The organism is Lederbergia citrisecunda, from assembly GCF_018343695.1.
GTDB classification, from domain to species: Bacteria; Bacillota; Bacilli; order Bacillales; family Bacillaceae_C; genus Lederbergia; species Lederbergia citrisecunda.
Genome location: NZ_JAGYPJ010000001.1, coordinates 4,475,859 through 4,487,930, shown reverse-complemented (window position 1 = coordinate 4,487,930; position 12,072 = coordinate 4,475,859). Strand labels below are relative to the sequence as shown.

Annotated in this window: 10 protein-coding genes; 1 reads left to right on the top strand and 9 read right to left on the bottom strand. The window is 38.5% G+C overall.

The genetic code is table 11. From position 1 onward, the window contains the following. Positions 1-24 precede the first annotated feature (24 nt). The 7 genes from KHA93_RS21855 to KHA93_RS21825 all read right to left on the bottom strand — a co-directional run bounded on the left by KHA93_RS21855 (position 25) and on the right by KHA93_RS21825 (position 7,817). On the bottom strand, positions 25-558 hold the full coding sequence (locus KHA93_RS21855; protein WP_213112650.1) for a dihydrofolate reductase family protein: 534 nt from the start codon (positions 556-558) through the stop codon (positions 25-27). Positions 559-839: 281 nt separating this feature from the next. Next, positions 840-2,207, bottom strand: coding sequence for a nickel pincer cofactor biosynthesis protein LarC (larC, locus tag KHA93_RS21850; RefSeq protein WP_213112649.1), 1,368 nt, complete (start codon positions 2,205-2,207; stop codon positions 840-842). After that, positions 2,204-3,013, bottom strand: coding sequence for a nickel pincer cofactor biosynthesis protein LarB (larB, locus tag KHA93_RS21845; RefSeq protein WP_213112648.1), 810 nt, complete (start codon positions 3,011-3,013; stop codon positions 2,204-2,206). The genes larC and larB overlap by 4 nt, the downstream gene beginning before the upstream one ends. Next, a complete protein-coding gene (gene larE, locus KHA93_RS21840) occupies positions 3,010-3,834 on the bottom strand; it encodes an ATP-dependent sacrificial sulfur transferase LarE (protein ID WP_349772330.1) in 825 nt (274 codons plus the stop codon). The genes larB and larE overlap by 4 nt, the downstream gene beginning before the upstream one ends. Positions 3,835-3,985: 151 nt before the next feature. After that, complete coding sequence (locus KHA93_RS21835) at positions 3,986-5,203, bottom strand: translocation protein TolB (RefSeq protein ID WP_213112646.1); 1,218 nt, start codon at positions 5,201-5,203, stop codon at positions 3,986-3,988. Between the two features lie 88 nt (positions 5,204-5,291). Continuing rightward, positions 5,292-6,404: a DUF4362 domain-containing protein gene (locus KHA93_RS21830; RefSeq protein ID WP_233711278.1), complete on the bottom strand. Its 1,113-nt coding sequence runs from the start codon at positions 6,402-6,404 to the stop codon at positions 5,292-5,294. 270 nt (positions 6,405-6,674) lie between these two features. After that, a complete protein-coding gene (locus KHA93_RS21825; RefSeq protein ID WP_213113087.1) occupies positions 6,675-7,817 on the bottom strand; it encodes a glycerate kinase in 1,143 nt (380 codons plus the stop codon). A 298-nt stretch (positions 7,818-8,115) separates the two neighbouring features. Between KHA93_RS21825 and KHA93_RS21820 the strand changes: the two genes are divergently transcribed. Next, entirely contained in the window at positions 8,116-8,991 is an 876-nt protein-coding gene (locus tag KHA93_RS21820; RefSeq protein WP_213112645.1) for an NAD-dependent epimerase/dehydratase family protein, read from the top strand. Between the two features lie 36 nt (positions 8,992-9,027). On the opposite strand, the gene KHA93_RS21815 is transcribed toward KHA93_RS21820, so the two are convergent. Then, a complete protein-coding gene (locus KHA93_RS21815) occupies positions 9,028-9,939 on the bottom strand; it encodes an aminoglycoside phosphotransferase family protein (protein WP_233711276.1) in 912 nt (303 codons plus the stop codon). A 134-nt stretch (positions 9,940-10,073) separates the two neighbouring features. Next, entirely contained in the window at positions 10,074-12,071 is a 1,998-nt protein-coding gene (locus KHA93_RS21810) for a YjhG/YagF family D-xylonate dehydratase (protein ID WP_213112643.1), read from the bottom strand. Position 12,072 lies beyond the last annotated feature (1 nt).

The following is a 12,072-nucleotide window of genomic DNA, read 5'->3' as shown; positions in this document are numbered from 1 at the left end:
ACACTATGTTAAAGGGTATTCGTTTCATTTTTTTACTATGTAATGCAATTCAACAAATTGATTGAAAGTTCTAGTTCCTTTTAGTTTAAGATCTAGCTGATAGTCGCCAACTTTAAATAAAGGAATTCCCTCCCCAAGGATAGTGGGAGCGATTGTCAAAATTAGTTCATCAACTAATTTTCCTTTTAAAAATGTATGTAATAAGTCGCCACCACCAACAATCCAAATATTTTTTCCTTCTTCTTTTATCAAGTTTTTAGTAAAGGCAACAATGTCTTCATTTATAAATTTAACATCATTGGTATCGGATAATGATGACCTAGAAAAAACGTAACAATCTTTATTTTGATATGGGAATTGGCCTTTCTCGTAGTTCATTATCCAATCATATGTTCTTTTCCCAATTAAGATAGTGTCTACTGTCTCATAAAATTCCGTATAGCCATTATCCCCCTCACCCTCAACTTTAAATAACCAATCTAAAGAGTCTTCTTTTGTTGCGATATACCCATCCAAACTTTGAGCAATAAACAATACTATCCTTCGTTGATTCTTCATAATACGCCTCCTATCCACACTCAATACAAGAATGTACGTTCTTATAATTTTACTCTTTTTGAACCAAACGGACCAGCTTTTTTAATAGATTGTATAAGAGTCTATCGACAAGGAAAATATTTGTGCTTTTCCATAAGACAAGTTAACATCGCTCGTCCTTCGAAGGTTGTTTTTTATCCTAATCAAAAGAACATCGCCAAAAAGCTCCACATATTGTAGGAACGTAGACAGCCCCACATTGTGCGGAGCTGAACAGCAATGAGCAAGGCTCTGACACTTTTCTAATTAAATGTTGTTCTTAATGTAGCATTGTACACTTCTTGAAAAGCTACACCATGTTCCAAAGCTGCTTTTTTTACATCTTCATATTCTGGAACTTCTCTAATAACGACACCTTTTTTTAACGCTTGTTTAATCTTAATAGGACCAAATGCAGTCTCTGCTACGATAATATTGCGATCTAAAATACTTCGTGACCACGAATTTTTACGAACGCCTAGCGTTGTCGTTTCCTTGAATAAAATCTCAGTTAATTTTGCCTCGCGATTTTCAGGTGCAAGAACAGTGACTAGCGTACCTGGTCGATTTTTTTTCATAAAAATAGGTGTGTAATATACGTCAAGTGCCCCTTCTTTCAGTAATTTTTCCATAACATATCCGAAGGCTTCACCCGTCATATCATCCATATGGCATTCAAGTACCGTTATTGTTTCTTGCTTCCCTACGATATGCTCATTTCCTTCCAATAATTCACCGACCATTACTCTTAATACGTTCGGGCGACCAGGAATATTTCGTGTACCTGCGCCATAACCAATTGAGGATATTTTCATCGCAGGCATAGTTCCATAGGAATCTGATTGGCTAACGACAATCCCCGCTCCCGTAGGCGTTGTCAATTCATACGGCAAATCGCTCGGAGCAATCGGGACATTTTTCATCATGTCGAGTGTCGCCGGTGCCGGAACAGGATAGATTCCATGTGAAATGCGAATTTTTCCAGAGCCTAGCGGGACATGAGATGTAGTGATTTTTTCAATTTCCAACTCTTCCAGCGCGATTGCAGTTGCGACAATGTCGACAATAGAATCAACTGCCCCAACTTCGTGAAAATGCACATCTTCAATGGACATATTATGTATTTTCGACTCTGACTTCGCAATTGGTGCAAAGATTTGTTTACTTCGTTCCTTCACCTTTGGGCTAAGCTCCGACTCGTCAATAAGCTTAACAATATCCGCATAACGGCTGTGATGGTGATGATGGTGCCCATCGTGGGAATGGTCGTGACCATGGTGATGTCCATCATGGTTATGGCTGTGAGCGTGGTTATTCTCGTGATGCGAGTGGTCATGATTATGGTGATGGTGTCCGTGATCATGACTGTGCTCGTGATGGTTTTGATCATGGTGGTGATGCCCGTGATGATGGTCGTGCTCATGTGAATGCTCTTCATCAACGATAACATCAAACTTAATCGAGCTAATTCCCTCTTTAATCACCCGTGAACATTTAATTTCATAACCTGATACATTCAGCTTCTTTAATTCGCTTTCAATTTTTTCAGGGGAGGCGCCAGCGTCAATTAATGCGCCTACCATCATATCGCCGCTAATTCCTGAGAAACAATCAATATATAAAGCCTTCATTCGTTTTCTCCCTTTCCTGCTAACGCCTTTTCTACAGCTTGCTCTATCGTATTTGTTAAAGTCGCGGCAAAATAGCCCGCTCCAAATCCGTTATCTATATTAACTACTGAAACTCCGCTCGCACAGCTGCTAAGCATAGCTAAAAGTGCTGCTATCCCATTCATACTAGCTCCATAACCGACGCTAGTTGGAACAGCAATGACAGGCTTGGAAACGAGTCCGCCGACAACACTCGCTAATGCTCCTTCCATTCCAGCAACAACAATAACAACGTTTGCATCTTCTATTAAACGAGCCTTATTTAACAGACGATGAATGCCTGCTACGCCAATATCATAAATTCGTTCCACTTTATTGCCCATTAATTCGGCGGTAATGGCTGCTTCCTCCGCAACTGGAAGATCTGATGTACCTGCGCACACAACAGCAATATAACCTTTTTTCCATTTTTCTTGGAATGTGGAATTAATCCAATGGAGGGTACTAGCTGCTTCGTGATAATAAAAGGTTTGATTTGGGTACTTTATGTGTAATTTTTCTAAAACATAATTGGCCTTATCCATACTAACTCTTGTCGCTAAAACCTTATCATGGTGCTCCATAAGCTTATTAAAAATCCCAAAAATTTGTTCACTTGTCTTGCCTTCACCATATATTACCTCTGGGAACCCCGTTCTAGCCTCTCTTTGCAAATCCAATGTGGCATAGCCCAGTTCTTCTTGAGGCTTTAGTTTTTCTATGGCATCTTGAACGGAAAGCTCCCCTTTTTGTACCGCCTCTAAAATATGTTCCATTGAATGTTTCATATGGACGCCTTTTCTTTCAATACTTCATTCATACTTCCCGAGCGGTATCCTTGTAAATCAAGGGCCACATAGGAAAAGCCAAATGATTTTAAAGCGTTAACAATTATTTCATGTTGCTCGACCACTTTTTTCATATCTTGTTGATCGACTTCAATTCTAGCAATTTTATCATGATGGCGAACACGAACTTGATATAATCCAAGGCCAAGTAAAAAATCCTCTGCTAAATCAAGCTGATTGATTTTTTCTTTCGTGATTATCGTTCCATATGGAATTCTTGAGGAAAGGCATGCAAATGATGGTTTATTCCATGTTCTTAAGCCCATTTCTTTTGAAAGCGTTCTTATTTCTTCTTTATAAAAATTCGCTTCTTGGAGTGGACTTCGAACACCCAAGGCTCTAGCAGCATGCATCCCTGGTCTATGCTCACCAAGATCATCCATGATAGATCCATCGACAATCGTGTAACGATCTCCGTACTTCGAAACTAATTCAAGAAGATGATTATATAATCCGTTTTTACAATGGAAACAACGGTTTGAATCATTTTTTACAAATTCGGCATCTGCAAGTTCATTGACCCGTGTTTCAATATGTTGAACTTGAAGCTCAGCGGCAAGACTTTTCGCCAATTGAAACTCACGATCCGGAAATGTCTCCGACGCGGCAGTCACGGATAATAGCTTGTCACCAAGGGCTTCTTTTGCTATTGCCAAGAGAAATGTACTATCAACGCCTCCTGAAAAAGCGACCAACACATCATCCATATCTTGTAAAATATTGATTAGGTTTTGTTTTTTCTCTATTAATATAGGATCCACACGCATTCTCCTTCCATGTATCTATAAAGATATCATATTTTCTAATAAGGGGAGAATATCATTATTCATCAATTCTGATTTTATAGTAAAGCGTCAAGAGAAACCATGTAAAACATATATACCCCCGTCCCTATTTTAGAACGGGGGTAATTTACTTTTGTGTAAAAAACGAAGGAGCAGAATCGACATTCTTTATCCATATGTGCTCTTTACCATTTAGGCCATCCTTAACCCAAATATCAGCTATATTCTCCTTTGAGTTTTTTCGAAACCATGTAAGATTTGATCCAACAACTTGCGGATCTGTATCAAGTTCAGTCTTAGCAGGAAACGAGATTTGTTGTTGTTGTTCTGATTTGATGTTGATTGCATAAAGTGCTGTAAACATCGTTGGAACAGGCCCTTCCTTCCACTCTTTATTCTCTTTTGCACGAGCGACAATCACCACGTCCGAAGAGTACCATTCTAAGTTAAGGTCTACATAACCTAAAGGTGTATACTCCTTTTGGTGCTTGGAGATGGGTATGTCGGCAACAGTGGTTTTCTTATTTTCAACGAAAAATCTTCCCTCTCCTGATATATAAGCTAGTTGATTTGCTGTAGGAGCCCATTTAAACCAGTCTCTATACCAAAGCATTTTTCCTATTGACAGAAACTTTTCTCCTTCTGATGATAAAACACATAATGTATTACTATCGTTTGCCCAGGAAGCAGTAGGAATCGCTAAAAAACTAACCCACTTTCCATTAGAACTCCACTTAAAGTAATCAGCGTCAATAGCAAACAAATCGGGTGTATTTGTTTTTATGGTATAAAAAGGCTTCATTTTATCAGCATCGAGATTGGCATCGACTGGGATTCTAAAAAGCGGGATTGGCCCCCAACCAGTAGGACGTAAAGCAGATTGTGAGGAAACAATAAATTCCTTCCCATTCGGAAACCATTCAAAGCCACTTACCCCTAAAGAGACATTTTCAAATCCATATGGGCGGCCATTCTTCATTTTTGTAACATTTAATATCCCTTGAGCATTGTAAGCCAATTGATTTTTTATCGGGGACCATTTAAAGTCTGATGTTTCTACCCTTATATATGGCTGATAGCTTTCGTTTTCCTTTGTATCATATATGAACAAACTAGATTTTTCTCCCTGCTCGTCACCATCAATATAAGCAATAAAACGACCATCATATGACCATTTTGGCGAATACACATATCGGTTCTTTGTGGCTTGTATTTCTTGTTCTCCCTTTTTGATCCATAGCTGATGGTCACGGATAAATGCAGCTGTGAATGGAACTTCTGCACGGGCTAATGTCGGTAAAAGGAAGCAAATGAAGACTAGCAGTAATAAAATACGAATTCCCACAATCAATCCCTCCTACTTATAGGTTGGCCTGATTAATAATGAAAATTCGTTTTAAGTACTAGTACAGGATTACTTTTTTTACTTTTATTTAATAAACTTCTAATTTTTTAATATCCTTTACTTCTCCTCTACCTGGTTTAGCGCCTGTTATATTTCCTTCTATACTTGCTTTTATTTTATCTCCTACCTTAAACTCCTCTAAATTAGCACCTTCTAAGATGATAAAGTCAAAGATATAAGCATCTAGGTCTATTTGATCGATTTCATCTTTGAGCCATTCATAGTCTAGCCTATTAAGATCTTCGCCGATTAACAATGTATTATCCTTCACTTGGAGCACATAACCTTGAACTGTCATTTCTTGATTTTCACTATGCTTCGTTTCGGATTGTTCGATAATATACTCTGCTATTTTAGTAAGCTTCGTACCATCAAGGCTTTGATCACAAGCAGACCAAGATAATTCGCGCTCTCCTCCGTTAATATAAACTTTTAAATAATAACTCTTCTCTTCTTTAGACTCGCAAGTCGTTTCCAAATCTTTTTCGTCTAAGTAATTCGCGAAAACTAATCTTTTGTACACTTCTTGCTTTACACTTGCCGGCAGGTCAAAGCCATTAACATTTGATTCCTTTTTTACCGTATTTGTTTTCGTATTAATTTCGCTTTCCTTGTTTCCTCCGTATTTTAGTTCAAATTCAAATAAATCCTGTTGACTCATGTTGTATCGTATTCCCAAGATTTCTTCCATTCCATAGGGTCCATTTTTACAATCGATTGCGATGTAGGAGGTATTGGTTGGATTTACTTCCTCAACCATATTGCCACAACGATTGGTTGTTATTTCCCCGCTTCCAAATGCATCTCGGGTACTATCATATTTTACTTCAAGCGATTCACCGTTATATTTTAGATCTGTAACAATTGGTGCTCCCTCAATTGTGTAGTGAACAATTCGTAAACCAGACGGAACAGCATTTTGCATATTGTCATAAAAACTTCTCATTCTTTCCAACCCTTCAATGCCTCCGTGGCTATCCAGCACATCTACATTCCCTACTCCTTTGACGAATAGCTTGGTACCTTCTTTAGATCCACTGACAGCACCAGCACTATTAATTTCACCTTCGCTTGTATTACATGCAGCTAAAGTGAAAATTAAGATGATCAGTAGATTTATAAATACCACTTTCTTCATCATATTCTCACGACCATTCTTGCGATATATGTACCTCTAGCAAGCAACTTTTACAATGTAAGAGTGTTAATAAAATTTACATCTGTAAATAGAAATATTTCAATTTTTGTTGGCTTCTTCAGCTTTATGTTTAGCAAATAAACAAAACCAATTGCTAAAAGAGAAGCACACCATTGAATAATCACAGTACTAAGTCAGGAACTTCACTAAAACTCCCAAACCCAGTCCTATTCAAGGTTTATCAAACTATGCTGTCCATAAAGTTAACTGCGTTTACTGATTCACTTGATTCCAAAAATACGTCCTACATATTTGTTCTACGCTCGTTTCAAGTAAACTTTCCGCTTCCTTCATTGCCTCATCTAGTGACATTGGTTGATTGATGATGCTAAAAATGCCGACGACTCCATATTGATAAAGGTTTTGAATATTCTCCCCAACTGAACCTGCAAGGATGATGGTCGGTATTCCCTTCTTTTGAGCAGCTTGTGAGACCCCCATTGGCGTTTTTCCATATGCGGTTTGAAAGTCCACTTTTCCTTCGCCTGTAATTACTAAATCAGCATCATTTAGTGATTCGTCAAATTTAGCATACTCTAACACCACTTCGATTCCTCTTTTCATGTCAGAAGGGAAAAATGCTAAAAAGGAGCCTCCAATGCCTCCTGCAGCTCCTGCACCTGGCATATCATGCAACCTTACTCCTGTTATATCTTCCACAAGATTTGCATAGTGTAAGAGGTTCTGATCTAATACTTTCACCATCTCATCAGTTGCACCTTTCTGTGGACCAAAAACATAGCTAGCCCCTTGTTCACCTACTAAAGGATTTTCAACATCTGAAGCGATTAAAAATGTACTTTCTTTAATTCTTTGATCGAAATGTTCAGTGGAGATGTGATGAATTTTTCCTAACTCCCCACCACCATATCCAATCTCATTTCCATCTTTATCTTTAAACTGCATGCCAAGTGCTTGCAGCATGCCTACCCCACCGTCATTTGTTGCCGACCCACCTATCGCAAGAACAAAGTTACGGTATCCTTTATCCAATGCCGCATTAATTAGTTCTCCTGTCCCATATGTAGTGGTCAACAATGGGTTTCTTTCACTTTCCTCGATTAAATTAAGACCAGAGGCGACTGCCATTTCAATGACACAGGTAGATTGGTCTCCAAGTACTCCGAAATAGGCATTAACCTCTTTTCCATGAGGACCTTTCACTTTTGTATGTACCTTTTGTCCATCTGTTACCGTTACTAAAGTTTCCAGCGTACCTTCTCCACCATCTGCTACTGGAAGCATCACTGTTTTAGCATTCGGGAAAGCATTTTTTACTCCTTTTTCAATTGCTAAAGCGGCATCTATCGCTGAAACGCTACCTTTAAATGAATCTGGTGCAATCACGATTTTTATGATGATCATCTCCTTGACGGATAAAATTGAAATTTCTACAAAGATGTTCTTTCCACAACATTAACTTCAAAGTTTCTACAATTCATATAGAAACTTCCACAATTATTTTAAATGTCCTGCATTTTTATTTGAGATTAAGAAAAAGGTACTTAGAATCATTTTATTTAGTTCTATTAAATTTTTGTTAATACATATAAAATAAATGAAAAGAGTACAATGTTTAAATACTTTTACCAAAAATAGTATTATTAACTAAAAAGAAGAATCCTATAAGTTCATTAAAAAAGGAGACAAAACTATGAAAACAGCATTAGTACTTGGCGGAACCCGCTTTTTTGGAAAAGAACTTGTTCGCAGCTTACTTGCCAAAGGAGTCAACGTAACTATCGCTACGAGAGGAAACAGCGGTAATCCATTTGGGGATAAAGTAAATCAACTTATAGCTGATCGGTATGACATAGACTCATTAAAATCAGCTTGTGAAGGATTACACTTCGATGTTGTCTATGATCAAATTGGATACTCTTCGGAGGATATCAATATTGCGTATGAAGCGTTGAAAGATAAAGTAGGAAAGTATGTATTCACCTCTACCATGGCTGTGTATGAATATGGGAATAACCTTAATGAAGAGGAATTCAATCCATATACATATCCTCTAAAAGAGGTAAATAGTAAGGATGTTTCATATGGTGAAGGAAAGAAGCTTGCGGAAACAGCTCTATTCGCGAAAACTGGATTACCAGCAGTGGCAGTACGCATTCCAATTGTTCAAGGTGAAGAAGATTATACAGAGCGACTGCTTTTCCATGTAAAAAAAATAAAAAGCGAAGAAGAAATCGGAATGCCAAACCTAGAGGCACGACTTAACTTTATTTCTGCCCGTGAAGCTGGTGAATTTCTTGCATGGATTGGGTCGCAGGCATTTACAGGACCAGTCAACGCATGTGCAAATGGAGACATTCAATTAACAGAATTAGTTAACCTTATTGAATCCAAAACTGGTAAAAGTCCTATATTGACGAATAGTATAACGGATGAAAACCGTTCGCCTTACGGAATAAAAGAAACTTGGACGATGGATAACACGAAGGCGACGGATCTGGGCTATGAGTTTAGTAACTTGAAGGATTGGTTGCCTAGTTTGATTGATTATTATAATAATATTATTTAAACGAAAATACCGCTCAAAAAGCGGTATTTTTCTGCTTTAATTGTCCATAGTTGCTTCTGCAAAAGCAACAGTTTTTACTAAATCATCGTATTCTTCAGGAGTTGAGCCGTCTTCAACTTGCCAACAAATCCCCATTGCAGTTTCTACAAAAAGGCATTCCCTAATAATCTTATTTGGAATATCTAGGCTTTTTTCTAAAACATTGATGATATAGTTTATTTTCTCATATAATTCCGGAGTTATTTCATCGCCAAATTCATTTAATATAAAACGTGGCACATCGAAGATAGGATCACCAACGACTCCTTTCGGATCGATGATTCTATATTCTTCACCATTTCCTAGCAGAATATTATCATGGTGAAAATCTCCGTGAAGCAACATTCTTTTTTTATACATACTAGACAGAGAATAGCATATATCTTGTGCTTTTTTCATAAACAAATATAATTCTTTACAATCTTGTCGCTGGCTCATGTATTTCGTTATTTTATCGACCCACTCTGTATAAGTTGGATACATTTCTGCATTTGCAGGCGTTTGATGTAAGTCTTTATAAAGTAATGAAAAAACGGATAATCTTTTATCTAAAGAACTCTCATCCCTTAGAGGAATCCCCGGTTTTATACATTCTTCTAATATCACACCATTTTCAATATCAGCATCAAAAACTCTGCAAAATCTTCTTCCATCGTATTCATGTAATGTATTGAATTCTGTAAAAATTTCTCTTGAATTTGAATTTCCGATTTTAAGCACAACACTACCTAAATTCTCCGAAAAACATGTAAAAACGATGTTCGCGGAATAGGAAGGGATAAATTGAAAAGAGGTTAACGACCATTTTTCAGCATACACTTCAATATCTCTTAAAACTTTTTCATAAAAATTTTTATCAAAATGATTGATAATATTTTCGATTTCTTCTTGCTTAAAACGATAGCTCAACTTTAGAACCTCCACTTCTGTAAAGATTGAGACAATGTATCCTTCTTACTATTCTTCAAAAGTAGGTATTTTCCTTCCAGTAAAATAAAAAAGGACTAAGCATTAGATTTGCTCAGTCAAAATAGTAGGAAACACTATTCGTTCAAGGGGACCTCTACCTCATTCATGCCCTTACTCAACGCCTTTTCACCAGCTTCTAATACTTCTATAATCCGATCCACATCATAAATACTTCCACGCCAAGTGCCACCACTTACCTTTTGCAATGCTGCCCATAACCGAGTATCGTCTGGCAAGCCATCTGCTGGCTTCAAATCATTTGGTTTCCGCTCGCATAGAATGTTTGCACCTACTTCAGGAGTAACTGGATGATCTTTCGTGCCTAAAAAGTTAACTCTTCCTTCTAAGTGAACAGTATCAATCATTACTTCCACAACATCTCCATCTCGTAGTTTTCCAATTGGACCATCTGCCAACCCTTCAGGACCGACATGCCCGATACAAGCTCCTGTTGAAACTCCAGAGAATCTTGCATCCGTAATCAACGTCACATGCTTTCCAAAGGACAGATGCTTTAATGCGGACGTTAATTGATATGTTTCCTCCATACCAGTTCCGAGCGGTCCGCATCCGGAGACAATCATAATATCACCCGCCACGATTTTCCCCTGCCTAATTGCCCTTATGCCATCTCTTTCGCTTGTAAATACTTTTGCTTCACCTTTATGATAAAAAACCCCATTCGCGTCAATTTTTTCTTTATCGATAGAAGTTGACTTGATAACGGATCCTTCAGGAGCAATATTTCCTGTCGGAAAAGTAATGGTCGATGTCATTCCTTTCTTTTCAGCTTGTTCCTTTGACATGATGACTTCATGCGCCTCAATACCGTCAGATAGTTTTAATCGCTGTTTCATTTGTCTTCTTCGTTCAGATTGCTCCCACCAGTCTAGATTCTCACGAAGTGTTTTTCCCGTTACAGTCATGACATCTTCATTTAATAATCCTAAGTTTCTTAAATGAAGCATCACTTCTGGAACTCCACCAGCTAAATAAGCACGAATAGTTGGATGGTATTCTGGCCCATTCGGAAGGACGCTTACTAGCCTTGGAGTTTGTCGGTTTACTTTAATCCAATCTTCTACAGTTGGAATTGTGCATCCCGCCGCATGTGCAATAGCTGGGATATGTAAAAGTAAATTCGTAGAGCCTCCGAATGCAGCATGGACAACCATTGCATTATGGATGGAAGCATCCGTTATAATATCCTTCGTTGTGATTCGGCTTTTTTCCATTTCAATAACAGCTCGTGCTGAATTCCTTGCCATCTCCCGCCAAATATCTTGTCCTGATGGCGCTAGAGCGGAATGCGGCAGTGACAATCCGAGTGCTTCACTAACCACTTGAGCAGTTGCAGCCGTCCCTAAAAATTGACACCCTCCACCAGGCGTTGCGCATGCTCTGCACCCCATTTCCGCAGCTTCTTCAAGTGTAATTTCATTAGCGGAATATCGTGCACCGATCGTTTGTATTTTCCCAGCATCTTCCCCATACTCAGGTGGAAGTGTGACTCCTCCTGGTATGATAACAGTTGGTAGTTCATGCATGGCAGCGAGTGCTAGCATCATGGCAGGCAAGCCTTTATCACATGTCGCGATTCCCACAACTGCCTTCCGCGTCGGGAGAGAACGAATCAATCTGCGATACACGATCGCAGCATCATTTCGGTATGGAAAAGAATCAAACATCCCACTCGTTCCTTGGGATCTTCCATCACATGGGTCACTTACATAAGCAGCAAAAGGAATTCCGCCGGAACGATTAATTTCCATTGCTGCTTCCTTCATCAATTGATCGACTTCCCAATGGCCGGTATGGTACCCCAACGCAATGGGAAATCCGTTACTATCCTTCATGCCGCCTTGTGTACTAAGGAGTAATATTTCTTTTCCCCGCAGATTATTTGGTGACCAGCCCATTCCTACATTTTGAGACAATCCAAATAAGTCGCCACTCGGGGAGTTTCGTAGCATATAATCGGTTAACGGAAGCTTTCCTTCTGGGCCTTTTGCTTTTGTTTGGATATTATCGATGGTTTCAGACGCGGTTGATAATAACTGATCCATTTCCATA

Excerpts from the sequence above, each read along its gene's own strand:
- KHA93_RS21830 (WP_233711278.1), bottom strand. The coding sequence starts at position 6,404 with ATGATGAAGAAAGTGGTATTTATAAATCTACTGATCATCTTAATTTTC.
- larC (WP_213112649.1), bottom strand. The coding sequence starts at position 2,207 with ATGAAGGCTTTATATATTGATTGTTTCTCAGGAATTAGCGGCGATATG.
- larB (WP_213112648.1), bottom strand. The coding sequence starts at position 3,013 with ATGAAACATTCAATGGAACATATTTTAGAGGCGGTACAAAAAGGGGAG.
- KHA93_RS21855 (WP_213112650.1), bottom strand. The coding sequence starts at position 558 with ATGAAGAATCAACGAAGGATAGTATTGTTTATTGCTCAAAGTTTGGAT.
- KHA93_RS21810 (WP_213112643.1), bottom strand. The coding sequence starts at position 12,071 with ATGGAAATGGATCAGTTATTATCAACCGCGTCTGAAACCATCGATAAT.
- KHA93_RS21820 (WP_213112645.1), top strand. The coding sequence starts at position 8,116 with ATGAAAACAGCATTAGTACTTGGCGGAACCCGCTTTTTTGGAAAAGAA.